The organism is Glutamicibacter sp. Je.9.36 (genome assembly GCF_051129975.1).
In the GTDB taxonomy this organism is placed as follows: Bacteria; Actinomycetota; Actinomycetes; order Actinomycetales; family Micrococcaceae; genus Glutamicibacter.
Genome location: NZ_JBCPSN010000005.1, coordinates 59,179 through 80,964, shown reverse-complemented (window position 1 = coordinate 80,964; position 21,786 = coordinate 59,179). Strand labels below are relative to the sequence as shown.

Genomic DNA, 21,786 nt, shown 5'->3' with positions numbered 1-21,786 from the left:
CGAAGGACGGCCCCCGCAGCCAAAGTTAAAGGGCAGGGTGCAGAATTAGCCCTGCTCAAGGAGCTGGAAGCTTACGCCACCCTGCTCATCCACCGCCGCGTCGAGTACTTTGCCCTCCAAAGCGTCGGCAATCGCTTCATCCACGTAGACTGGGCTGCCTTCGGAAGCCACGACGCCGTCGGTGCTTTCGGGAGCGGGGACAATCTGCAGGCCGAAAGCGGCATCTTCCGGGTGGGTGCTGTCTGCCTGCATGATGCGCAGACCAGCGGTTTCTTCCTCGGCCTGGTTGGTGACGATCGCGGTCACGATCGATGCTGCTTGGTCGGTCAGTGCGAGCACGAGGCTCTCCTTCCGGTTGAGGACATACCAAGTTCAGGGCATGTGGGTGCCACGATTCCAAAAAACGCAACGAATCTCAACACCGCTTAACAGCTGCGCAACATGCTTGGACTTGAACCCCGCCAGCCCGATAGGGTCCGCCCCAACACATAGACTGGCGTTGCCCTGCAAAGGAGAAATAATGCGCGATGCTCAGGCAGCCAGCGGCAGGAGTGCCGCTGGGCACGGAATACGCTTGGCTGATTTTCAACCGCAGGACTTGCCTGCAATCCATGCCTTTGCCGCTGACCCAGTGGTGTGCCAGTACTCGACATGGGGACCCAACCAACTGGCCGACACCCGGGAATTTCTCGCCGATGCACTGCTCGAGCAACCGCATAGGGTCCTGCAGGCGGTCATGCTCGGTGATGTTCTCATCGGTTCAGCGTCGGTGTGGGTCACCGACCGGAAAGCCAAGGCAGGGGAGATCGGCTACACCCTGAATCGAGAATACTGGGGAAACGGATACGCCACCGAAACCGCTGGACTCCTGCTCCGTCGGGGATTCGAGGATCTTGGTTTGGAACGGATCAGTGCAACCTGCGATGCGAGAAACGCAGCTTCCATCCGAGTCCTTGAAAAGACCGGATTCAAGCTGGAAGGACGCCGGGTTGAAGATCCAGACAGTGACGCAGCACGGGCTGAAACCCTGATCTTCAATATTGGCCGAACCTAGCCCTGGGCAGTCTCCTTGCAGGTATATTGGCAGCAACAGCGACGAGGAAGGCCCAGATGAGACTCCATCACGTTCAGTTGCCGATGCCACGCGGCCAGGAAGCTGAAGCCCGCCGGTTCTACGGCGAAGCCCTGGGCCTAAGCGAAGTCCCCAAGCCGCCTTCCCTTGCCGGCAGGGGAGGTTGCTGGTTCCGCGCTTTCAACGCAGATGCCGTTGTGGCGGAAATCCATCTGGGCATAGACGATCCATTCATTCCAGCCAAGAAAGCGCATCCTGGAATGGTCTGCGACTCGGTAGAGGAGTGGGAAACCCTCGCTGGCCGTATCGATTCCATGGGCTATGAACTGTCTTGGGCAGAGCGCGAAACCTTTGAAGGATATCTGCGGTTCCATGCCCGCGACGGTTTCGGGAATCGTCTGGAAATCATGACCCCATCTAGCTAGCGCAAGTACTATACGGTCAGGAGCCATCGTGGAACAATCCAGCTTTGCAGCAACCAGGGACCATCCCGTGCCAGACGACGTTGCGCGGTTGCTTGCCACCGTTCCTGAATGGTTTGGCCAACCTGAATCAAACGCAGAGTACATCCAGTCCGCGCGGACCAAGGAAACCTGGACCGTTCGCAATGCCCAAGGCGCAGTGCTCGGTGTGCTCTTGGCAGAACGGCACTACCCCCACTCCGTTGAGATCCATCTGATGGTGGTCGACCGTGGATACCACGGCGGTGGAATCGGTTCGGCTTTGTGCGCAGCCATTGAAGCCGAGGCGCTCGCCGGCGGAGTGCAGCTCTTGCAGGTCAAGACCCTGGGTCCTTCGCACCCGGATGCCGGCTACGCGAAAACTCGGCGATTCTATGAAAAGCAGGGCTTCCTTCCCCTGGAGGAAACTAGCCTCTGGGGAGCTGGGACGCCCTGCTTGATCATGGTTAAACCGCTACCTGGCAAGTAGCAATAGGATTGAAATGATGCCTGGTTCCGGCGCTCATGCCGAATCTTGGGAGTTCATCTTCCAGTTGTTTCCATCGTGGACTCCGAGCCGTAGACTGGGTGGATTCCGTCACGACTCTAGGAGATATCCTTGACTGAAATTTCAGCCCTCGCCCAGAACCTCGCCAAGCAGCACGCTTCAGGTGAACTGCTGGTCATGCCAACCGTGTGGGATGCCTTCAGCGCCAACATCGCGGCATCCGCTGGCTTCGCCTCGCTGACTGTCGGAAGCCACCCCGTCGCCGATGCCTTGGGCAGTGAAGATGGCGAGAAGATGGACTTCGCAGACTATCTGGCCGCGGTTCAGCGAATCACCAGCAGTGTCGATGTGCCGGTCAGCGCTGACGTTGAATCCGGCTACGGCCTGGCTCCGAAGGAACTCTTCGAACGCGTTGCGGCAGCGGGCGCTGTCGGCGTGAATATCGAAGATGTTCTCCACCGTGAAGGCGGCCGTGTCCGTGAACGCCAGGAGCATGCGGACTACATTAACGGCGTCCGCCAAGCAGCAGATGCAGCAGGCATCGAATTCGTGATCAACGGACGCACCGATGCAGTGAAGCTGGCCGATAAGTTCGCAGACCCGCTGGGCGAGGCAATCGAGCGCATCAAGCTGATGGAGCAGGCTGGCGCGCGTAGCGTGTATCCGGTGGCCCTGGCCAATGCCGATCAGGTTGCTCAAGTCGTGCAAGCAGTCAGCATTCCGGTGAACGTGACGGCCCACCCAGTCAACGCGCACCCCGCCGGTGACCTCAGAGCCTTGCGTGAGCTAGGGGTTCGTCGCGTGAGCTTCGGACCGCTGTGGCAAATGTGGTTGGCGGAGATGTCCGGCAAGCAGCTCGGAGCTTGGCTCTAGGCCTTCCCCGGATTAGGCAGTGCGCGCCAGGCGGGCGACGGCCGCACGCTGGTTGCATCGAGGAACGGCAATCCGGGCACAGCCCGGCACCTCCCAGGACATTTGTGTTCTGTGAATACTTGGAAAATCTGCCGCCAGGGCATTTCGCCTTGGCGGCAGGCTCCGGCATTGCCGGGACTGGCCCGCACCAAACGGGCGTAAAGGGCCCCTGGCTTTCCGCAGCCGAACTAGTTGCTGATGCCGTAGGCCTTGCTGATGCTCTGGTTGCTTTGAAGCGTTTCGAGCATGAACGCGGCAAGATCATCACGCGTGATGCTTCCACCCAGCCGGCCTGGTTCACCAACTTGCAGTGCGGTCCACTTGCCGAGGGCAGGCTTGCTGCCCAATCCGGTGGGGCGCACAATGCTCCAATCCAAGCCAGAATCTTCCACTAGCTTTTCCTGCTCGGTGTGGTCGGCCAAAGGCTTGGCCAATAGCATTTTGGAGAGGAAACCGATGACGCCGGGAAGTTGCGAACCGGAGTTTCCGGCGCCCAGGGAAGACTGGATCAACAGGCGCTGGGGACCGTTCGCCTGCATCGCGTGGACAACACTGCGAGTCACGCTGGTGCGGGCATTTTTCTTTCCCTTGCTGCCACCCACGGTGATAGCAACGGCGTCGGCGCCGGCAATCGCCTGCACCGCGAATTCAGGATCAGAAGCATCGCCGTTGAGCTGATTTATTTGCCCATGCGCGGTGCGGGAACCGCTTCGCGAGACGACGGTAACTTCATGGGATGCCTGGCGCGCGAGTTCAGCCAGCGCAGCGCCGGTTCCGCTGTTGCCACCGATAATAACGAGTTTCATGAGTTCTTTCCTAGAAGCGTGAAGGCATCAGGTGCCCCGCACTATTCTCCCGCAATACGGTTGAGAGTTTTCATCAGTTTCTTGAAGGTGCGCTGGCCACTCTCCGACAGGCGCACGAGGGTGATGCCGTAGCGGTCTTTGCGTTCCTTTGACAGGTGGATTAGTTCACGATTTTCCAGATCCTTGAGGATCTTTGAAAGGTCGGCGGTGGACAGCCCCGTGGCTGCTTGGAGTCCAGCGAAATCCGCCCGTTCGACCTGGCTCAGATGCGCCAGCGTAACGAATCTTTTGGGCGCCAGAAGCAAGGGATCAAGTTCTTGGTAATTCATGGAGCTCAGCGCCGAATTAACAGGAAGAGGTAGTAGCCAAGCCACAGCACCGGTGCGAGGCCTGCCAGCAGCAGTGCTTCAGGCCAAGGTGCGGTTTCATGATGGACGATGCTTCGCCAAATAGGCAGGAACAACCAGGTGGCAAAAAGGACCAGGATCGTGCGGGCACCGCGATAACGCGGTTCATTGATGCGGCGTTGCCGCGCAGAGAACCAGTGATTCGCTGACAAAAGGGCAATAATTGCTGGCGCTATGGCGATCCATCCGTATCCGGACAGCGCCAGAAGTCCTGCCGCCAATGATGCGGCGACGACCAAGATCGCTATCACGTGATCGACGGCCTTGAGTTCTCGGCGGGGGCGGTGGGGGACCGAACCGAGCAGTTGCTGCGCCTTGCCGGGCGATAGCGGGGTGGGTGAACTGGATTCTTGGCTCATGTCTCAACCTTTGCAACTAGTTGCAATATTTGCAAGTAGTATTTTGTTTCAATTCCGTATCTGTTCATGCTTTGTATGATCGGACGGTTGAGGAACTGCTATTCTCGGACGGAGCCAGCTAAACCAACCCACGGCACCGAGGCAAGTCAACATGAATGCTTTTTCTGCTCGATCTGAAACAGCCATGGGCCACCGTCGGAGTGCATTCGCGTGGCGACCTGAAGCAGATACGCTCATTGCCTTGGCCACGTTGCTGGCGTTTTCCCTGTGCTACTACGCGGGGACCGCGATTAATAGCCTTTTTCTCTGGCTCGGCATCTTGGTCTTCGGAACCTTTGTCCCTCTCTGGACGGTGCTGCACCGGCGCCGAGAGACTCTTGCAGGGGTGGGGATCACGAGAAAACTCCTGCTGGCATCCCTCGCTATTTCCCTGGTGCTGGGTGCCGGGTCCGCTTACCAGCTGGTCGCCTTGGCCAACGCCAGCGGCGCCGATATCGCAAGCCATCTGGCGGCGAACTTCTTGGCCTTGTGGGAACCGTTTTTTGTCTTTGGATGGTTGTATTTGCGGTGGGAACGCGCTTTCGGATGGTTGCCGGCTATTGCGCTGACTGGCCTCGGCTTCATGGTTCAGCACCTCGGTTCGGTTCCGGTGGCATCGGCAGCAGGATTCGGTGCTTTCGCGATCTTGTTCGCGATTGCCTTTGCCATGATGCGCAACCTCGCGGTGTTGTGGCCGCTGTTCTACCCGGTAGCCAGCGGAATCGGGACCTTGCAGGCTGGGTATTCGATGGGATGGGGCGATGCTGGCATCTCGGCTATCCTACTGGTGCTCCAGCTGGTGATTTTCTGGTGGATCGCCAAGAGGGCCAAAAGCCTGCCTGCAGCCTAGCCCAAGGCGCCAGCGGCATAGGCAGCCTGCCCGACATGGACCGAGGCGTCGTCAATGATCGATACCAAGCGCACCCCACGGGTAACCGCCGGGTCCCAGTTTCGATCAATGATTTCGTCGAGTTCGTCCTCGCGCAGTCTGGAGGCGTAGCCGCCGAGCGCGGAAAGGCACGCCTCCAAATAGTCCAGGAGCAGCTGCTGGTCGTTGACGATGATCGAGCGAGCCTGCTCGGCGCTGTGCCCGAAGCCCATCGAATCGCCGAGCTCGCCCAAATTGAAGCGGTCCCGGAACTGCTCCCAGAGTTCAGGCTGACCGCTCAGCGCCGAGAGCTGGATATCTGCTTCGCGCCCTGAATGCCATAGAAGCCATGCAATGGAGTTGGGATGGTTGCCCGGATGCGCGTTGAGCTGTTCACTGCCCAGCTGCGGAAGCGCGCGTACCGCGTCAATGGTCCGCTGGGCCAAGTCGGACAGGAGCTCGGAGGCTTTCATGATTCCTCGTTCTTCCCGCGATGCCAGTCGCAGGATTCGTTATCGGCAATGAATTCGGCGGCGAGGTAGGTGGCAACGGCGGCAGTGTTGTCGCTGGCTGTGCATACCAAGGCGCTGGATGCTCCCATGGATCGCAGTTCTGCAGCGGCCGCCAGGCTGATCGCCGTGCCGAACCCCTGGCCGCGGAATGCCGGATGCACCGCTATGGGCTCCAGCAGCCCTGGCCGTCCGGGACCAGCAGACCAGACCGCTGCGACAGCCAGCGGGTTCATGTCGTTGTCATAGGCGGTCAGGCATTGCCCCTGGGCATAGATGGGAGTACTGGCCATGGTATGCCAGCGCTGCACCGCACGCGCCAAGTCTTCTGCGGAGAAATCGGCGCCGCGAAAGGCATTGAGGTGGACTTCCATCCATTGGCTGGCTTGGGCGGAATCCACCCGTCGAAAGGTAAGCTCCGGCAGATGCACCGGAGTGTCCAGCGAACGGCGCAAGGGAGTCCATGCTTCGCCCGGAACCCACCCGTTGGCCTGCAGGACCTGGCCCAAGGCCGTCGCGCCGCGGGCTTCGATGCTGGCGGATGAGGAAGGGAAGATCCGCTGTTGCGGCGAGAGGAGGTCGGTGTGGATCTGCTCGGCCAAAGGCTGGATGCCGACGTAGTCCGGATGCAGGGCCATTCGAATGAGATCCGGGCCATCGAGCAGGCCAATGGCATAAATCGATTCGCGATCCGCCCAGACCCGCAGGCTTTGCGCAGTGATTTCCAGACCCCGCATTGCGTACCAGCCCACATCCCCGGGATGCAGCTGCAGGGGCAGGCCATCGCGTTGCCAGCTGGCGAGCTCATCGACGAGGTCGGCAACCTGCGCCGCGGCGGGGGTAAGCATTCTAAGGCCCATTGGCCCATTCAAGCACTGGGCATGCCATGGGACAAGGGTTCGCGACAGGCAGCGGGCCAGCAGCATCCGGCGGACGCTGCTGGCCCGCTGCCTATGGGCGTGCAAGTTGCATCGGACTAAAGGTCGGCGGTGGCCTTCCACGCCGAATGCACGGCACCGTGGATGTAGTTGACCGCACTGGCATCGCCGATGACATCGACGCTGAATCCGGCACCGCGCAGCTGATCGGCTACCGGCGCGGCACTGGTGGTGCCATCGGCGTAGATGACCATGTCGGCCGGGGCGCTGAACTGCTCTTCGCCTTCGGTCCATTCCACGGTCTTCTCGGTGATGCGGGTGACCGAGACATTGCGGTGGATCTTGACGCCATGCGCGAGATTGTCCTTGACGGCGGTCCAGCGGCGCGGCATGGCCAGCGGCAAGCCCAGCTGCTGGCTCTCATGGACCAGAGTGACGTTGCGGCCGCGCTCGGCCAGGAACTCGGCCAGTTCCAGTCCCACCAGCGAGCCGCCGATGACTACAACGTCCTTGCCCATCGGCAGCCAGAACTTGGTGAACTGGCGGACGAATTCCGGGGACTTGGTCAAGCCCGAGAGCCGTCCGAGCTTGCCCATGGTGCTCAGCACCAGTCCGGCTTCCTCGGCTGTAGCGGTACCCAGCATCATGGCGCGCAGGGTGTCGCCGGTCTGCACGTTGGGCAGGTCGCCGCCTGGCATGTCCGGCTTCGGGCGCACGGCGCCGGTAGCGACAATGACGTGGTCGGGGTTCAGCCCGCGGATGGTTTCCACGGTGGCTGGGGTATTGAGCTTCACCGCAACCCGCAGGCGCTTGAGCTCGGATTTCAACCAGCGCAGCAGGCGCTCGTTATCCGGGGTGGTCATGGTGGAGAACCACATGGTTCCGCCCAAGCGGTCGGCCTTGTCGACGATGGTCACCCGGTGCCCGCGCTCGGTGAGCACGCGTGCGCTCTCCATGCCCGCAGGGCCCGCGCCAACGACAACCACATGCTTCGAGGCGCTTGCCGGCTTCAACGGCAGCAGCTTCTCGTTACCCAGTGCCGGGTTCACTGCGCAGAACGGGGTGTCATCGAAGAAGTTCTCCGCCACGCACAGGTAGCAATTGATGCATGGGCGCACCTGGTCAAGCTTTCCGTCGCGCAGCTTGTTGGGAAGCTCCGGGTCGGCCAGCAGCTGGCGTCCCATGGCAGCGAAGTCCACCTTGTTCTGGGCGATCGCCTTCTCGGAAATGTCCGGGAGCATGCGGCCCACGGCGATTACCGGAATGGAAACATGCTTCTTGATCTCTGCGGCATTCTCCAGATAGGCCCCGACCTTGTTCGGCAGCGGCCCGTCGGTGAAGTTGTCGAAGGGGTTGCGTCCCCAACCGGTCACGTGGATGCCGTCAGCGCCTGCGGCTTCGAACATCTTGGACGCCTCGATGGATTCGGCAAGGCTCAACGCGCCTTCCTGGCCGTATTCCTCTCCGGCTACGCGCACCAGGATCGCCAAGGAATCTCCCACGCGTTCCTTGACGGCGGCGATGACCTGGCAGGCCAGGCGGGCACGGTTCTCCAGCGAGCCTCCGTACTGGTCGGTGCGCAGATTATCGCGCTGGTTCAAGAAGACGCCAAGGATGTAGCCGTGCGCCGCGTGGATCTCGATGGCGTCTGCTCCGCCCTTGGCTACGCGTTCTGCCGCGTCGGCCCATGCGGCGATCAGCCAGTCGATATCCTCTTGGGCCATCTCGTGGTAGCTGGCTTGCTTGCCCTTGGTGGCAGCACCCATCTTCGCGAGTTCCTCGGGGGTGCAGTCGGCCAGCGCGCTCATGGAGTAGCTGTAGTCCGGCTTGTTCGGCGCCATGACTGGACGTCCGTTGGCGGTGTCTACGCGCGCTACCTTGCCATGGTGGGTGGACTGGATGCACAGCTTGGAGCCTGCAGCGTGGATGGCGTCGGCCAGTGCCTTGATGCCCGGGATGTACTTGTCGTCTGACAGTCCCGGTTCCTTCATCGAGGCCGCTCCGTAAGGGAAGGCGATAGCGCATGCGCCGGTGATGACAAGTCCGGCTCCGCCGGCGGCACGCGCGACATAGTGGTCGATTTCCGACTGCTCGATTTCACCGCCTTCGGAAACGTTCATGTCCATCGCGGGAAGGACAATGCGGTTGGCGGTGCTCATAGGCCCGATCCGGCCTTCTGACATCAGGTGGGGAAAATCCGTGTTGCTCATGGCAACATAATACCGGCGGAAAATGCCCCAATTTCCGCCAAGAGGATCTTGGAATTGGAATTAATGCGACTAAAATAAACGACTTGTTCAAATTCAGTCATGCCACCATGGTGTTTGAAATTGGCATTGCAACTAATTCTAGCGAGAATCCTGCGAAAAGAATTCCTGTTTCCATTGCCTAAGTCAACGATAATCAATTTCCATATGCGGATATTATTGGCCGGTTCAACGAATGCGCGAAGTGACCGGCATCACCCCGGCGGTAGGCTGGAAGCATGTACTGGGAAAATATCGTCTTCGATGCCGAAAGCCCGAAACAGCAAGGGGAATTCTGGGAGGTCCTGCTCAAATGCCAGATGCTGACCGATAACGCCGACGGCTATGAAACCCGGCTGCAGCTGGCCGGACCGAGATACCTGGATTTGTGCTTCCCCGCTGTCCGGGACCCGGACCGTGCTCAACAGCGCGTGCACCTGATCCTCGGATCCGGCACCCATTTCAGCGAACGCCTTGGCGACGGGCACCCGGATGCCATGGAGTCCAGGCTCGATGCCGCAGGCAACGAATTTCTGCTCCGTGCCCACGACCAGGACGCAAGCGGCTTGGTGCTTGAAGCCCTGCAACTGGCCTGCGTTGACCCGGCTGGAGATGCAGAATTCTGGAAGCAGCTGCTGGGCTGGGACATCGTTGCGCGGTCTCCAGTGGTTCTGGCTCATCCATCAGGCGCGGGCCCGCGGCTGGTCCTTGTCCGGGAGGCTTCACCCAAGACTGCGGGGAAGAATGCGATCCATCTGGACCTGCGTCTCGAACAGGCCGAGAGCATGGAGGACGCGTTGGGAATCATCTGCGCATTGGGCGGCAAGGAACTGGACCCTCCGTGGGGTACGCTGCCATGGCGGGTATTCCAGGACCGCTCGGGCAATGAGTTCTGCGTCCTGGCCCCGTCGGTTTCCAACCGGTGACGGATCCGGCAACGCCCCGGGGCCGCCAGGCGCAATTATCGGCACTACCCAAGGAAGAAAGTGCAACCACACCTAGGCAATGAGCACACCGTTGCGGTGATCCCGGGGCAGTCACGCAGCAGGATCGCGGCTCTGGCGCTCCTGCTCGCAACTGCCACCCACTTGCTGGCACAACTGTTCTGGCCTTCGGGGCTGCTGGCGGACGCCACGCAGATCCTGCTGATGCCGCTGTTGGCAGGAATGGTTCTCGCCCTCACCACCTCGCCGCGTGGCACACTGATCCGGTTGGTGCTCATAGCCCTTTTCTTCTCCTGGGTCGGCGACACCTTGCCCCGGTTCATGGACGGCGATTCTGCATTCCTGGCCATGGTTAGCGCATTCCTGGTTGCGCAGTTCTTCTACATCGCCGCTCTGGCAAGATACTGGAAATCCTCGATACTGCGCCATTGGTGGATGCCGCTTCCTTATCTTGCCGCATTTGCCCTGCTGCTGGTCCTCTGCTCACCCGGTGCAGGAGTGCTGCTCGCCCCGGTGATCATCTATGGCTTGGCATTGATGATGATGGCCATCCTCAGTACCGGGCTGGGTCCGATCGCAGGCTTCGGTGGCGCAATATTCTTCCTCTCCGATTCCTTGATCGCGCTGCGCTCATTTGCGGATATCGAGGTCCCCGGAATGGGATTCTGGATTATGCTCACCTACGTAGCTGGCCAATGGATGATCAGCTACGCTGCGAGCCAGCGCGAGGCACAGGAGAAGAGCACGGTGAAATGCAAGTAGCCCCAAAGAGCAGGATCCCGTTGTTCATGGTGCATGGCAACGGGGTAGACCACCGTATTCTCAAGCCGCTGGAAGCAGAGCTGGCCAACGCGCAGATCTTCGACTTGCACTACGTCGACTTGCCCGGCTTCGGAACCTGTCCACCGCTAGGGAACCCCGGGGGACTGCCAGAACTTGCAAACTGGTTGGAGGAACTGATCAGGCAAACCGCGGGAGAGGGGCCGTTCGCACTGCTGGGCAACTCCCTTGGCGCCTTGCTCTGCCAGGAGATGGCCGACAGGTTTCCCGGCCAGGCCCAAGGGCTATTCCTCCTGGCCCCAGTGGTCTTTCCCGATGCCGCGCGGCGCACTGTGCCCGAAGCGCAGGTAGTCGTGGAGGATCCCGGGCTGCTGGCCCGGATTGATCCCCGCCAAGCACAGCAATTCTCCGATATTGCCGTGGTGCAATCGCAGCAGGCGTGGCAGAGCTTCGCGCAGTGGGTGCTGCCCGGGCTGGACTGCGCGAACTTGCGCTCCATGGCCAAGCTATCCAAGCGCTACTTCCTGGATCCTCTGCCCGTGGAGCGTAAAAGCCAGCTGGATATTCCGGTAACCATCCTGTGCGGGAGACAAGACCACATCACCGGATACCGGGATCCCGAGCGGCTATCGCGACGGTACCCTTCGATGAGGATCCGCGTGCTTGATCCTGCAGGGCATAACGTGCACCTTGAGCAGCCCGAGCAGGCCGCGGCCGAATTGCGGGACTGGGCCCACCGCACGGGCCGCATGAACGAGCCGGCTTGAGCCGGGGAAAAACCGCATGCTGGTGTGCCGCAACGATCGATGAAAACTTGAGGAATCGCTGGCGCCCGGCTACATTTCGAATCAGGAAGTACGGATTCGCTTGAGCATGAAGGAATATGGCATGGAAGAGACTCTCCTGCTGCGCGAGCTGTCGAGCGTGGATGAAGTGCCTGACCTGCTCGACATTTGGCGCAGTTCGGTGGAACGCCGGGGAGACTTCCTCTCGGCTGCTGATATTGACGCAGTGGCCGTCGCCTTGGAGGCTGTCTATAGCCAATCGGTATCAGTCAGGATTGCCCAGCATGGGCGGCGCATTGTTGGCTTTGCGGCATGGAGCAGTGCACGCATCGAACTGCTCTGGGTGAGGCACACTGATCGCCAGAAGGGTGTGGGTCGAATCCTGCTGGATGAAATCATCGCCAGCATTCCCGGGATCAGCGTTCATCTCGATTGCCAGCGCCAGCCTGCCATTGCGTTCTTTGGCGATTGCGGATTCGTGCCTGTGCCCGGGGAATCTGCATCGTCGCCGCGACGAGTCGTATTGCGCCACGTGTAGTCTTCAGCCTGGATCGTGGCACGATAGTTTCATGAGTGAAAATAGCCGTGAGATCCGTGAAGTCAGCATCGAACGCGTCGAGGCACGCAAGTACAAGGCCACCAGCCTCGAATCGGGAGCCAGCCTAGAATTCGGCCAGGGCGAAGGGTTGCTAACCCCGGTGGAGTTGCTGCTTGCTGCCATCGCAGGGTGTTCCGCAATTGATGTTGATGTGGCGACCACCAGGAGAAGCGAGCCTGAGAAATTCGAAGTCAAAGCGGGCGGCTACAAGGTCTCTGAGAACTCGGCGAGCCGGATGGAGGACATCCATCTTGGTTTCGATTTGAAGTTCCCCGATACCGAGGAAGGCCGCAAGGCAGCCAGCATGGTGGAGCGCATCGTCAAGCTTTCGCATGACAAATACTGCACCGTCTCCCGCACCGTTGAACTGGGTGCTTCCGTGCGGAGCGAAGTCATCAACTAGGTATCGGGACTTCCGGCAATTCCCGGATTGATAAAGGTCAATGGCTGAATCCGCAATAGCTTCCATGGCAATTCACGGGTTTGGACGCAACCGCGAACTTTCTAATATTGCGTGGATCAGTTGTCGGTAGGACCTTATTGTTCGGAATTCGTTGAATCCATTGGGATATAGTCAGCTTTTCGCAATTCGAGCTGTGAAAGTCCAATGATTCAAGCTGGGAGCATGGGTCTTTGCCCTAGTCAGCGGAGAACCTTCATCGTAGGGTCGGATTGTCCCTACGTTGAAGGAGCAGCAATGCAGTCTGAGAACGTTTTAGGCAATATCGACTGGGCGTCGATGCTACAAAAGGTTGGCATCGCGCTAATCATCCTCATCATTACGTGGCTAGTTGCACGCATAGTTCGTTGGGCTGCCGCCAAACTGGTGAACAGGGTGAAGTTCCTGCAAAAGCAGGGCAATGACGGAGAACAAATAGGCCAATCCCTGGGCAAGGTCGCGGGGTTGATTGTCTGGCTCTTCGGCCTCGTGGCAATCCTGCAGGTCTTCGCTCTATCCGAAGTGCTATCGCCGGTGCAAGGCCTGCTCGGCGGCGTCATGGCCTTCATCCCCAACCTCATCGGTGCGGGCTTCATCTTCTTCATTGGCTACGTCATCGCGAATATCGTTCGCCAGCTGCTGAGGACCGGTTTGGGAACTGTCGATTTTAGCGGACTGGTCCGCAAGGTCACCCCAGGCAACGAACCAGTAGATGAAGTTCAGTCTCGCGAATCCCAAGCGAAGATCGTTGACATCATTGCCAACATCGTCTTCGCCTTGATCCTGCTAGTCGTCGCAATATCAGCCCTGCAGGTTCTGGGCATCGCGGCAATTTCGGTACCTGCCCAGCAGATGCTGCAGCTGGTCTTCACCGCAATCCCGCAGGTCATCATGGCCTTGGCGCTCTTGGCCGTAGGTATCCTGATTGCCAAGTTCGTCGGCCAGCTACTTGAATCCACCCTCCACGGCGTGGGTACCGACACCGTTGTTGCCCAGTGGGGCGTAGTTCCCGAGGGCAAGAGCGCTTCGGGAATCATCGCTGGCATCGTCAAGATTGCTATCGTGCTGTTCTTCGGTGTGATGGCGGCCCAGATGCTGAACTTCCCAGCGATCACCAATATCCTCAATGAGATCCTGGCCTTGGGCGGCAAGATCCTCTTCGGCGCAGCAATTATCGCCGCAGGTTTCGTCATCGCCAACGTCATTGGCCGCTTCTTGGGTGACACTACTGCTTCGAAGATCATCCGCTACACGGCAATTGCGCTGTTCGTGGCGATGGGCCTGAAGTACATGGGTATCGCCGATTCGATCATCAACATGGCCTTCGGCGCAATCGTCATTGGCGCAGCATTGGCAGCGGCTCTGGCCTTTGGCCTCGGCGGTCGTGATGCTGCGGCCCGCACGCTGAAAAAGATGGAGGCCCAACAGGCCACCAACAGCCCGGACTCGACGCCACCGGCATCGAACCCAGGCATCTAACCACGCATCACAAAACCTGAGGGACAGATAAGAAGTCGCGGAATCCAAGACCGGATTCCGCGACTTTTTTGAGGCCCGCCAAGCTACTGCTGCGTGCCCCACGGCAAGGGCATGACCGCAGAGCCGCCATCGGTACGCAACCGTGCGTAGGTGTGCACATCGATGCGTTCTCCGGCAACCAGGAATTTGCCCCGCTCGACGCCTTCGTGCAGGAAGCCGTTGCTTTCTGCCACATGCTTCGACCCGGGATTATTTGCCCGCAAGCCCAGCTCCAAGCGGTACAGTCCCAGCTCGTCGAACAGGTAATCCACCAAGGTTGCCACGGCACGGGTGGCCAGCGACCGGCCCCGGTAATTCTGGTTCATCCAATACCAAACCCACGCGTTCCGATTGGCCGGGTCGACCGTACCGCACACCAGGCCCACCAGCCGATCCCGATATGCGACGGCCATCGCCTGCTGGCGTTCCCCGGCCTCCAGCAGTGCGCGCACATACGACTCAGCCTTTTGCGGGGAATCGGCGTCGCCTTGGCGCAACATGTCGGGGTTCGAGGAGAATGCCTCGAAGACCGCTTCGGCATCCGAAAGGCGCAGCCGGCGCACCGTGAATTCACCGTCGGCATGCACGGCTTCCTCCGGTCCTGCAGATGGCTGCGGATGAGCGGCGGCCGTGCCCTGGTGGAAGAGCAGCTGCCAGCGGCCCTGCTCATGGATCCACAGTGAACTGCGTTCGCTGGGGGAACCGGCGAGCAGCTTCCAGCGCAGCAGCACCAGCTGGTCTGAAAGCTGGAGAGCCACCGGGCTTTCGACTTTCAACGCCCCGGCATCCCGTGCCGGCTCCCGGGCCAGCTGGGCAATGATGGCCTCGCGATCATAGACTCGCCCGCTGGCTCCCACCTCGGCGAACCGAGGATGCAAGCGCCGCTGCAATTGCTCCTGGCTATGGCGTTGGCTGGATTCCAAGAGTTCTTGCTCCAACGAGATGATGGTGCTGGATAGCGCAGAACCTTGGGGAAGCACGATAGGGAAGTCATGGAATGCCATGTCAGCTAGTACATCACAGAAGATGACGGAACTGCGTTCAATGAAGTTCGACTTTATGAGCTGCATCATGCTTATAATCGCTGTAATCCGCGGGAGCCTGAATCGACCAGGCTGAGAGGGCACCGAGCCGACCGCTACACCTGATGCGGGTCATGCCGCCGTAGGAAGGAAGCGTGCCCTTGTGCATGTCAACATTGTTGGCGCCGGGATAATCGGCCTGGCCGTCGCGTTCGAGCTGGAATCACGCGCACACACGGTCACCCTCATCGATCCGGCACCCGGCCAAGGTGCAAGCTACGCGGCAGCAGGAATGCTGGCCCCGGCAGCTGAAACGGTCTGGGGCAATGGCCCGTTGCATCAGCTGCTTGCCGCCTCGAATGCCGCCTACCCGCAGTTCATCGAGCGCATCGAATCGGCCACCGGGCAACGCCCGGACTACTTGCAGAACTCCACGCTCGTTGTCGCCGCAGAGCCTGCGGACCGCGAAGTCCTGCACGAGCTGGCCGAACTGCAGATATCCCTCGGCCTGTCAGCGCAGAAGCTGCTGCCCAGCCAAGCCCGCAAGCTCGAACCAGCCTTGGCCGCCAATATTGCTGGCGCGGTCCTGTGCCAAGATGACCACCAGGTCGACCCTCGATCCATCGTCAAGATCCTGTTGGAGCATCTGCGTCCGCACCTGGTCGAGGAATGGGCGCAGGCACTGGTGACCGACGGGAAGCGGACCACCGCTGTGCGCACCGCATCAGGCCGAATCCTCGAAGCGGAGCAAACCATCGTGGCCACCGGTCTTGGAACCCTCGATGGCTTGAACGAACTTCCGCTGCGCCCGGTCTACGGGGACATCCTCCGGATCCAGGGACCAGCAGGCCCGCCGCTCATCACCCGCACCATCCGCGGCATCGTGCACCGGGAACAGGTGTATCTGGTGCCGAGAAGGGACAGCAGCCTCGTCCTTGGCGCCAGCGTCCGTGAAGACCGTCAACAAGCGGTGAACATTGGCGCGATGCACCTGCTGCTGGACAACGCGCGAAAGCTGGTCCCCGGCATCAGCGACTGCACGCTGAACGAGGCAACGGCCCGGGCACGTCCCGCCACGCCAGATGACCGGCCGCTGCTGGGACGCCTTGATCCAGGGCTGCTGCTCTGCACCGGGTACTCCCGGCACGGCGTGCTGCTGGCTCCGCTGGGCGCAACGCTCACTGTGGATCTCGCCCACGGCTGCCAATCCCACCCCTTGCACCAGGCTGTGGATCCCCACCGCTTTGCCAACGCAACCTAGACCGCTCACCGAACGGAGCAGCAACCATGACAAGCATCGGCATCAATTTCAATTCACGGCAACTGAACCTGGACGAAGGAACCACCCTTCGCGAATTCATCAGCACGCAAATCGGCAAGGAACTGGACGCCAACTCGGTGGCCGCTGACGGCAGCAAGCTCGGAGTTGCCGCCGCCGTCAATGGCGCTGTCGTTCCACGCAGCGCCTGGAATAGCTACCTGCTGGCCGACGGGCACAGCATTGAACTCGTTACCGCGGCCCAGGGAGGCTAGGCATGGAAACGCGCAACATCACCGAGCTGGACATCCACAGCGACCCATTCCAAATCGCCGGACGCACCTTGTCCTCGCGCTTGATCCTCGGCACCGGGGGAGCGAGTTCGCTGACCACCCTGGAAAGCGCCCTGCAGGCCTCCGGAACGGAGCTGACCACCGTGGCCATCCGCCACTTTTCGGCGGCCGGCGCAGGCAACGTGTATGAACTGCTGCAGCGCAACAACGTGATTGCGCTGCCCAACACCGCTGGATGCTTCACCGCCCGCGATGCGATCCTCACCGCGCACCTGGCCCGTGAAGCTCTGGAAACCAATTGGATCAAGCTCGAAGTCATTGCCGATGAGCACACGCTGCTGCCGGACCCGCTGGAACTGCATGCGGCCACCGAGCAACTAGTGGCCGACGGGTTCCAGGTCTTCGCCTACACCAATGATGATCCGGCACTTGCCCAGCGCCTGCAGGACGCCGGGGTTGCGGCAATCATGCCGGCCGGAGCGCCGATCGGCTCGGGACTGGGGATCCTGAATCCGCACAATATTTCCACCATCGTCTCGCGCGCGCAGGTACCGGTGATCCTTGACGCCGGGGTGGGCACCGCCTCGGATGCGGCCCTGGCCATGGAGCTCGGCTGCGACGCGGTGCTGCTGGCCAGCGCGGTGACCCGGGCGCACAACGCGCCGCTCATGGCCAGGGCCATGAAGGATGCCGTGCGTGCCGGGCGCGCCGCGCGGCTCGCTGGCCGGATCCCGCGCCGCGATACCGCACTGGCCTCCTCGCCGGCCGAAGGCATGATGCAAACCCTGGTCGGTGACTTCTCGTGAGCCGGGAAGCCCTGGTAGCACCCGGCGCGGAGCTGGAACCGGAAGAGCTGGCGCGCTACTCCCGGCACTTGTCCCTGCCCGGGGTGGGAGAAGAAGGGCAACGACGCATCGCCAACGCCAAGGTGCTGGTTATCGGAGCCGGGGGCCTGGGCAGTCCCATTGCCAGCTACCTGGTCGCTGCGGGAATCGGCACCCTCGGGGTCATCGACGATGACACCGTCGAGCTGTCCAATCTGCAACGACAAACCATGCACCGGCAACAGGATGCAGGGCGCCTGAAAGTGGATTCGGTGCGGCGGATGGCCCACGAGCAGAACCGGAACGTCCAGATCATCACCGTGGATGTAAAGCTGGATGAATCCAACGCCGTGGCGCTTTTCAGTGAATACGACTTGGTCATCGACGGCAGCGACAACTTTGCCACGCGGTACCTGTCCAATGATGCCGCGGAAATCACCGGCACCCCGCTGGTGTGGGGAACCCTCTTCCAGTTCTCCGGGCAGGTGTCCGTCTTCGATCCGCGCACCGGCCCGATGCTGCGTGATCTTTTTCCTGAAATCCCCGACGCGGACTCCGTGCCCAGCTGCGCCGAAGGAGGAGTCTTCGGCGCACTGTGCGGCGTTATCGGTTCGGTGATGTGCGCCGAAGCCCTGAAGCTCATTACCGGAATCGGGACCACACTGAGCGGCAAGCTCTGGCTCTATGATGCGCTGGAAGCCAGTGTGCGGACCCTCGATTTCGCCAGGGATCCGCAACGTGCGCCGGTGACCGGGCTGGGGGAGTACCAGCCGGTTTCCTGCGCTGCCGACGGGCATGTCCCTGAGCTCACAGTTCAGCAGCTAGCGGAGCTGGAAGCGGATGAACCGGTATTGCTGGTGGATGTGCGCGAATCCTGGGAACGCGACATCATAGCGATCCCGCACAGCCAGCACCTTCCGCTCGCGCAGCTCAAAGAACGGGGACTGGGAAAGCTCGCACACAGCGCTTCGGCGGTCGTATTCGTGTGCAAAACCGGTGCCCGTTCGCAGCAGGCGGCGCGGATCACCATGTCCGGTCGGGATGCAGGCATTGCGGTCTACAGCCTTAGCGGCGGAACCGTGGAATGGGCCAGGCAAGTGCGGGGCCAGCACGTGGCCTACTAGGGCTCAGGCGCATCTTTGGCGCGCAATTCACCGGTGGGAGGTGGAGGCGCTCTGGCATACTGGCGCTATGACGTTGGGAAAGACGCTGGAGATCCGTGAATTGGAAAGCCAGGACGAACAGCAGGCAATCGACGCCCACCACTTGATGCTTCGCGAAGATTTCGAGTTCTTGCCGACTTGGTCTGCAGCCGAGGACTGGGAGGACTATATCTACCGGATGAAGGCCGGGCGCCGAGGCGAGCACATTCCAGAAGGCTGGGTTCGCTCGGCGCTGTTCGCCGCCTTTGACGAAGGGGATCTGGTAGGTCGGGTTTCCGTCAGATATGAAATCAACGAGAGCCTGTTTCAGGTCGGCGGACATATCGGCTATGGTGTAGTTCCCGAGTATCGTCGCCGTGGTGTGGCACAGGAACTGTGCAAATTCGGGTTGCAGGAACTTCGCGAATCAGGAATTGAACATGCGCTGGTTACCTGTGATTCCGATAACATCGGTTCAAAATCCACCATAGAAAAATGCGGCGGCTTGCTGGACGCTGAACTCCCGGAAATTGAAGTCAACTTTGGGCCTAGCAAGCTGCGATTTTGGATGCCAACGCGGTCAACCCGCTGAATTCTTTGCGACTGATACATGAAATTCCTGTATGTTCTGACACAGATCAACAGACTATGAGTCTCGAGCGCGTAAACTGGATTGTTGGGTCGACTTTGGCCCCGACTCCACAGACCCAAATTTTCGAGCGGAAGTGAGCCTTCACGCATGTCAGCAAACACCATTACTCGCGATGAACTTCGCAATGTAGCCATCGTTGCGCACGTTGACCACGGCAAGACCACCCTCGTCAACGCCATGCTCCAGCAGACTGGCGCATTCGACAGCCATGGTGAAACCGAAGATCGCGTGATGGACTCAGGTGAGCTGGAACGCGAGAAGGGCATCACCATTCTTGCTAAGAACACCACCGTGTTCTACAACGGCCCAGCAGCCGAGGGCAAGAAGATGACCATCAACGTCATTGACACCCCAGGCCACGCCGACTTCGGTGGCGAGGTGGAGCGTGGCCTGTCCATGGTTGACGGCGTGGTTCTGCTCGTTGACGCATCCGAGGGCCCGCTCCCGCAGACCCGCTTCGTGCTGCGCAAGGCATTGAGCGCCAACCTGCCAGTGATCATCGTGGTCAACAAGACCGACCGTCCCGACTCCCGCATCGATGGCGTCATCTCCGACTCCATGGACCTGCTGCTGGGCTTGGCTTCGGACTTGGCTGACGAAGCTCCGGATCTGGATCTGGACGCGATCTTGAACGTTCCTGTCGTCTTCGCCTCGGGCAAGGCCGGCTACGCTTCGATGAACCAGCCTGGCGATGGCACCCTGCCGGACAACGAAGATCTTGAGCCACTGTTCGAGACCATCATCAAGCACGTTCCTGCACCGACCTACACCGAAGGTGAAGTCCTGCAGGCCCACGTCACCAACCTTGATGCTTCGCCATTCCTTGGCCGCCTGGCGCTGCTGCGCATGATCAACGGCACCTTGCGCAAGGGCCAGCAGGTTAACTGGGCTCGCCAGGATGGCACCATGAAGCAGGTCAAGATCACCGAACTGCTGGCCACCCAGGGCCTGACCCGCGTTCCAGCTGACGAAGCTGGTCCAGGCGAGATCGTTGCAGTTGCCGGTATCGAAGACATCATGATCGGCGAGACCCTCACCGACCTTGAGAACCCTAAGCCGCTGCCACTGATCACCGTTGATCCACCTGCGATCTCGATGACCATCGGTATCAACACCTCGCCACTGGCTGGCAAGGTCAAGGGTGCCAAGGTCACCGCACGACAGGTCAAGGATCGCCTGGACAAGGAACTGATCGGCAACGTTTCGCTGAACATCCTGCCTACCGAGCGTCCAGATGCTTGGGAAGTCCAGGGCCGTGGCGAATTGGCACTGGCCATCCTCGTTGAGCAGATGCGCCGTGAAGGCTTTGAGCTGACCGTTGGCAAGCCACAGGTTGTTACCAAGATGGTTGACGGCAAGGTTCACGAGCCAATGGAACGCATGACCATCGACGTGCCTGAAGAGTACCTGGGTGCTATCACCCAGCTGATGGCATCGCGCAAGGGCCGCATGACCGACATGGCCAACCACGGCACCGGCTGGGTTCGCATGGAATTCATGGTTCCAGCACGTGGCCTGATCGGCTTCCGTACCCGCTTCATGACCGAAACCCGCGGCGCCGGCATTGCTGCTTCGCTGGCTGAAGGCTACGAGCCATGGGCAGGCCCAATCGAATACCGCATCAACGGTTCGATCGTTGCCGACCGTTCAGGCGTTGTGACTCCATTCGCGATGATCAACCTGCAGGAGCGCATGAACTTCTTCGTGAAGCCAACCGAAGAGGTTTACGAGGGCATGATCGTCGGCGAGAACTCCCGCGCCGACGACATGGACGTGAACATCACCAAGGAAAAGAAGCTCACCAACATGCGTGCTGCTTCCTCGGACTCGTTCGAGAACCTGACCCCACCACGTAATTTGACTCTGGAAGAGTCGCTCGAATTCGCTCGCGAAGACGAGTGCGTTGAGGTTACCCCGGAAGCCATCCGCATCCGCAAGGTTCTGCTGAACGCCAACGACCGTGCCAAGGCTACCCGTGCACGCGCTCGCTCCTAATAAGCGCAAATCCCTCGGCAGCAACTTCTCCGCGCTCTGGCGCGGTGTTGTTGCTGCCGTGGCAGCAGGATTATTCGGGACCGCAATCCACGCCTCCATCAGCTATGTCGGAAACGACATCCCGCTGGTTTGGGGTGTGGGTCTGGCCTGGCTCCTGCTCGGAGTTCTGGTGTACTGGGCTGCGGTTTCTTCATCGAAGCTGTGGGCCGGTGCGCTGGGGTTCATCGGTTGCTATGTGACCGTTGGCCTGATTTCCTATGTGGGCGATGACCAGCTGATCTTGGGCATGGAGTACTACAAGTACCTGCCCGGGCCAACGCTGGCCTCGGCCTTGTGGATGTATGGAATGGTTATTCCATCGGTGATTGCCCTGCTGTGCTCCTTGCGAGTGCTGCGCAAGCAACAACGCCAGAACTGAAAACAGAGCCAGAACTGAAAACAGAAGGAGCTCTTCCCAACGGGAAGAGCTCCTTCTGTGTTTAACTAGGCGAA

General features: G+C 60.4%; 26 protein-coding genes and 1 riboswitch. Of the genes, 18 read left to right on the top strand and 8 right to left on the bottom strand.

Features of this window, described 5'->3' with window-relative positions:
• Window positions 1-45: 45 nt before the first annotated feature.
• Window positions 46-339 (bottom strand): Fe-S cluster assembly protein HesB, encoded by a 294-nt coding sequence (locus AAZQ98_RS13105; RefSeq protein ID WP_105657563.1) that lies wholly within the window; start codon window positions 337-339, stop codon window positions 46-48.
• Between the two features lie 235 nt (window positions 340-574).
• Here AAZQ98_RS13105 and AAZQ98_RS13100 point away from each other — a divergent pair, with 235 nt between their 5' ends.
• The 4 genes from AAZQ98_RS13100 to AAZQ98_RS13085 all read left to right on the top strand — a co-directional run bounded on the left by AAZQ98_RS13100 (window position 575) and on the right by AAZQ98_RS13085 (window position 2,893).
• Window positions 575-1,054 carry a GNAT family N-acetyltransferase gene (locus AAZQ98_RS13100; RefSeq protein ID WP_286172153.1) on the top strand — a complete coding sequence of 160 codons (480 nt, stop codon included), beginning with the start codon at window positions 575-577 and terminating at the stop codon, window positions 1,052-1,054.
• 56 nt (window positions 1,055-1,110) lie between these two features.
• Complete coding sequence (locus AAZQ98_RS13095; protein WP_434692851.1) at window positions 1,111-1,497, top strand: VOC family protein; 387 nt, start codon at window positions 1,111-1,113, stop codon at window positions 1,495-1,497.
• 28 nt (window positions 1,498-1,525) lie between these two features.
• Window positions 1,526-2,002, top strand: a complete 477-nt coding sequence (locus tag AAZQ98_RS13090; protein ID WP_434692849.1) for a GNAT family N-acetyltransferase — start codon at window positions 1,526-1,528, stop codon at window positions 2,000-2,002.
• A 129-nt stretch (window positions 2,003-2,131) separates the two neighbouring features.
• Window positions 2,132-2,893, top strand: coding sequence for an isocitrate lyase/PEP mutase family protein (locus tag AAZQ98_RS13085; RefSeq protein WP_434692846.1), 762 nt, complete (start codon window positions 2,132-2,134; stop codon window positions 2,891-2,893).
• A 227-nt stretch (window positions 2,894-3,120) separates the two neighbouring features.
• On the opposite strand, the gene AAZQ98_RS13080 is transcribed toward AAZQ98_RS13085, so the two are convergent.
• The 3 genes from AAZQ98_RS13080 to AAZQ98_RS13070 are packed head-to-tail and all read right to left on the bottom strand — an operon-like array spanning window position 3,121 to window position 4,504.
• Complete coding sequence (locus AAZQ98_RS13080) at window positions 3,121-3,738, bottom strand: NAD(P)-dependent oxidoreductase (RefSeq protein ID WP_332731047.1); 618 nt, start codon at window positions 3,736-3,738, stop codon at window positions 3,121-3,123.
• Window positions 3,739-3,779: 41 nt separating this feature from the next.
• Window positions 3,780-4,067: a transcriptional regulator gene (locus tag AAZQ98_RS13075; protein WP_434692843.1), complete on the bottom strand. Its 288-nt coding sequence runs from the start codon at window positions 4,065-4,067 to the stop codon at window positions 3,780-3,782.
• A 5-nt stretch (window positions 4,068-4,072) separates the two neighbouring features.
• Window positions 4,073-4,504: a hypothetical protein gene (locus tag AAZQ98_RS13070; protein WP_434692840.1), complete on the bottom strand. Its 432-nt coding sequence runs from the start codon at window positions 4,502-4,504 to the stop codon at window positions 4,073-4,075.
• Window positions 4,505-4,655: 151 nt separating this feature from the next.
• On the opposite strand from AAZQ98_RS13070, the gene AAZQ98_RS13065 reads away from it, so the two are divergent.
• Window positions 4,656-5,393 (top strand): hypothetical protein, encoded by a 738-nt coding sequence (locus AAZQ98_RS13065; protein ID WP_434692838.1) that lies wholly within the window; start codon window positions 4,656-4,658, stop codon window positions 5,391-5,393.
• Here the strand turns inward: AAZQ98_RS13065 and AAZQ98_RS13060 are convergent.
• The 3 genes from AAZQ98_RS13060 to AAZQ98_RS13050 form a co-directional block, all read right to left on the bottom strand.
• Entirely contained in the window at window positions 5,390-5,884 is a 495-nt protein-coding gene (locus tag AAZQ98_RS13060; protein WP_434692835.1) for a DinB family protein, read from the bottom strand. The two genes, AAZQ98_RS13065 and AAZQ98_RS13060, sit on opposite strands and share 4 nt — an antisense overlap.
• Window positions 5,881-6,768 (bottom strand): GNAT family N-acetyltransferase, encoded by an 888-nt coding sequence (locus tag AAZQ98_RS13055; RefSeq protein ID WP_434692833.1) that lies wholly within the window; start codon window positions 6,766-6,768, stop codon window positions 5,881-5,883. The genes AAZQ98_RS13060 and AAZQ98_RS13055 overlap by 4 nt, the downstream gene beginning before the upstream one ends.
• 128 nt (window positions 6,769-6,896) lie before the next feature.
• Complete coding sequence (locus AAZQ98_RS13050) at window positions 6,897-9,008, bottom strand: FAD-dependent oxidoreductase (RefSeq protein ID WP_434692830.1); 2,112 nt, start codon at window positions 9,006-9,008, stop codon at window positions 6,897-6,899.
• Window positions 9,009-9,283: 275 nt separating this feature from the next.
• Here AAZQ98_RS13050 and AAZQ98_RS13045 point away from each other — a divergent pair, with 275 nt between their 5' ends.
• The 6 genes from AAZQ98_RS13045 (at window position 9,284) to AAZQ98_RS13020 (ending at window position 14,069) form a co-directional block, all read left to right on the top strand.
• The gene (locus tag AAZQ98_RS13045; protein ID WP_434692827.1) at window positions 9,284-9,970 is read left to right on the top strand and encodes a VOC family protein; all 687 of its coding nucleotides are present in this window, start codon (window positions 9,284-9,286) and stop codon (window positions 9,968-9,970) included.
• A gap of 60 nt (window positions 9,971-10,030) precedes the next feature.
• Window positions 10,031-10,750, top strand: a complete 720-nt coding sequence (locus AAZQ98_RS13040) for a lysoplasmalogenase (protein WP_434692824.1) — start codon at window positions 10,031-10,033, stop codon at window positions 10,748-10,750.
• On the top strand, window positions 10,741-11,535 hold the full coding sequence (locus AAZQ98_RS13035) for an alpha/beta fold hydrolase (protein WP_434692823.1): 795 nt from the start codon (window positions 10,741-10,743) through the stop codon (window positions 11,533-11,535). The genes AAZQ98_RS13040 and AAZQ98_RS13035 overlap by 10 nt, the downstream gene beginning before the upstream one ends.
• Before the next feature lie 121 nt (window positions 11,536-11,656).
• Window positions 11,657-12,091 carry a GNAT family N-acetyltransferase gene (locus AAZQ98_RS13030; RefSeq protein WP_434692821.1) on the top strand — a complete coding sequence of 145 codons (435 nt, stop codon included), beginning with the start codon at window positions 11,657-11,659 and terminating at the stop codon, window positions 12,089-12,091.
• A 31-nt stretch (window positions 12,092-12,122) separates the two neighbouring features.
• Window positions 12,123-12,554, top strand: a complete 432-nt coding sequence (locus AAZQ98_RS13025; protein WP_105661525.1) for an OsmC family protein — start codon at window positions 12,123-12,125, stop codon at window positions 12,552-12,554.
• A 294-nt stretch (window positions 12,555-12,848) separates the two neighbouring features.
• Window positions 12,849-14,069, top strand: coding sequence for a mechanosensitive ion channel (locus AAZQ98_RS13020; RefSeq protein WP_434692819.1), 1,221 nt, complete (start codon window positions 12,849-12,851; stop codon window positions 14,067-14,069).
• Between the two features lie 83 nt (window positions 14,070-14,152).
• Here the strand turns inward: AAZQ98_RS13020 and AAZQ98_RS13015 are convergent, their stop codons facing one another.
• Window positions 14,153-15,181, bottom strand: a complete 1,029-nt coding sequence (locus tag AAZQ98_RS13015; RefSeq protein WP_434692817.1) for a GNAT family N-acetyltransferase — start codon at window positions 15,179-15,181, stop codon at window positions 14,153-14,155.
• Between the two features lie 10 nt (window positions 15,182-15,191).
• Window positions 15,192-15,296: riboswitch (TPP riboswitch) on the top strand.
• On the opposite strand from AAZQ98_RS13015, the gene thiO reads away from it, so the two are divergent.
• The 7 genes from thiO (at window position 15,294) to AAZQ98_RS12980 (ending at window position 21,712) form a co-directional block, all read left to right on the top strand.
• Window positions 15,294-16,391, top strand: a complete 1,098-nt coding sequence (gene thiO, locus AAZQ98_RS13010) for a glycine oxidase ThiO (RefSeq protein ID WP_434692815.1) — start codon at window positions 15,294-15,296, stop codon at window positions 16,389-16,391. (Overlaps the previous riboswitch by 3 nt.)
• A 26-nt stretch (window positions 16,392-16,417) precedes the next feature.
• Window positions 16,418-16,663, top strand: coding sequence for a sulfur carrier protein ThiS (thiS, locus tag AAZQ98_RS13005; RefSeq protein ID WP_434692812.1), 246 nt, complete (start codon window positions 16,418-16,420; stop codon window positions 16,661-16,663).
• Window positions 16,664-16,665: 2 nt separating this feature from the next.
• On the top strand, window positions 16,666-17,487 hold the full coding sequence (locus AAZQ98_RS13000) for a thiazole synthase (protein ID WP_332727127.1): 822 nt from the start codon (window positions 16,666-16,668) through the stop codon (window positions 17,485-17,487).
• The gene (locus tag AAZQ98_RS12995; protein WP_434692809.1) at window positions 17,484-18,629 is read left to right on the top strand and encodes a ThiF family adenylyltransferase; all 1,146 of its coding nucleotides are present in this window, start codon (window positions 17,484-17,486) and stop codon (window positions 18,627-18,629) included. The genes AAZQ98_RS13000 and AAZQ98_RS12995 overlap by 4 nt, the downstream gene beginning before the upstream one ends.
• Before the next feature lie 67 nt (window positions 18,630-18,696).
• The gene (locus tag AAZQ98_RS12990) at window positions 18,697-19,239 is read left to right on the top strand and encodes a GNAT family N-acetyltransferase (protein WP_434692806.1); all 543 of its coding nucleotides are present in this window, start codon (window positions 18,697-18,699) and stop codon (window positions 19,237-19,239) included.
• 147 nt (window positions 19,240-19,386) lie between these two features.
• Window positions 19,387-21,294 (top strand): translational GTPase TypA, encoded by a 1,908-nt coding sequence (typA, locus tag AAZQ98_RS12985; protein WP_105657542.1) that lies wholly within the window; start codon window positions 19,387-19,389, stop codon window positions 21,292-21,294.
• Window positions 21,275-21,712 carry a hypothetical protein gene (locus AAZQ98_RS12980; RefSeq protein WP_105657541.1) on the top strand — a complete coding sequence of 146 codons (438 nt, stop codon included), beginning with the start codon at window positions 21,275-21,277 and terminating at the stop codon, window positions 21,710-21,712. The genes typA and AAZQ98_RS12980 overlap by 20 nt, the downstream gene beginning before the upstream one ends.
• Window positions 21,713-21,786 lie beyond the last annotated feature (74 nt).

Excerpts from the sequence above, each read along its gene's own strand:
- AAZQ98_RS13095 (WP_434692851.1), top strand. The coding sequence starts at position 1,111 with ATGAGACTCCATCACGTTCAGTTGCCGATGCCACGCGGCCAGGAAGCT.
- AAZQ98_RS13080 (WP_332731047.1), bottom strand. The coding sequence starts at position 3,738 with ATGAAACTCGTTATTATCGGTGGCAACAGCGGAACCGGCGCTGCGCTG.
- AAZQ98_RS13075 (WP_434692843.1), bottom strand. The coding sequence starts at position 4,067 with ATGAATTACCAAGAACTTGATCCCTTGCTTCTGGCGCCCAAAAGATTC.
- AAZQ98_RS13070 (WP_434692840.1), bottom strand. The coding sequence starts at position 4,504 with ATGAGCCAAGAATCCAGTTCACCCACCCCGCTATCGCCCGGCAAGGCG.
- AAZQ98_RS13065 (WP_434692838.1), top strand. The coding sequence starts at position 4,656 with ATGAATGCTTTTTCTGCTCGATCTGAAACAGCCATGGGCCACCGTCGG.
- AAZQ98_RS13060 (WP_434692835.1), bottom strand. The coding sequence starts at position 5,884 with ATGAAAGCCTCCGAGCTCCTGTCCGACTTGGCCCAGCGGACCATTGAC.
- AAZQ98_RS13055 (WP_434692833.1), bottom strand. The coding sequence starts at position 6,768 with ATGCTTACCCCCGCCGCGGCGCAGGTTGCCGACCTCGTCGATGAGCTC.
- AAZQ98_RS13050 (WP_434692830.1), bottom strand. The coding sequence starts at position 9,008 with ATGAGCAACACGGATTTTCCCCACCTGATGTCAGAAGGCCGGATCGGG.
- AAZQ98_RS13045 (WP_434692827.1), top strand. The coding sequence starts at position 9,284 with ATGTACTGGGAAAATATCGTCTTCGATGCCGAAAGCCCGAAACAGCAA.
- AAZQ98_RS13035 (WP_434692823.1), top strand. The coding sequence starts at position 10,741 with ATGCAAGTAGCCCCAAAGAGCAGGATCCCGTTGTTCATGGTGCATGGC.
- AAZQ98_RS13030 (WP_434692821.1), top strand. The coding sequence starts at position 11,657 with ATGGAAGAGACTCTCCTGCTGCGCGAGCTGTCGAGCGTGGATGAAGTG.
- AAZQ98_RS13025 (WP_105661525.1), top strand. The coding sequence starts at position 12,123 with ATGAGTGAAAATAGCCGTGAGATCCGTGAAGTCAGCATCGAACGCGTC.
- AAZQ98_RS13020 (WP_434692819.1), top strand. The coding sequence starts at position 12,849 with ATGCAGTCTGAGAACGTTTTAGGCAATATCGACTGGGCGTCGATGCTA.
- AAZQ98_RS13015 (WP_434692817.1), bottom strand. The coding sequence starts at position 15,181 with ATGATGCAGCTCATAAAGTCGAACTTCATTGAACGCAGTTCCGTCATC.
- thiS (WP_434692812.1), top strand. The coding sequence starts at position 16,418 with ATGACAAGCATCGGCATCAATTTCAATTCACGGCAACTGAACCTGGAC.
- AAZQ98_RS13000 (WP_332727127.1), top strand. The coding sequence starts at position 16,666 with ATGGAAACGCGCAACATCACCGAGCTGGACATCCACAGCGACCCATTC.
- AAZQ98_RS12990 (WP_434692806.1), top strand. The coding sequence starts at position 18,697 with ATGACGTTGGGAAAGACGCTGGAGATCCGTGAATTGGAAAGCCAGGAC.
- typA (WP_105657542.1), top strand. The coding sequence starts at position 19,387 with ATGTCAGCAAACACCATTACTCGCGATGAACTTCGCAATGTAGCCATC.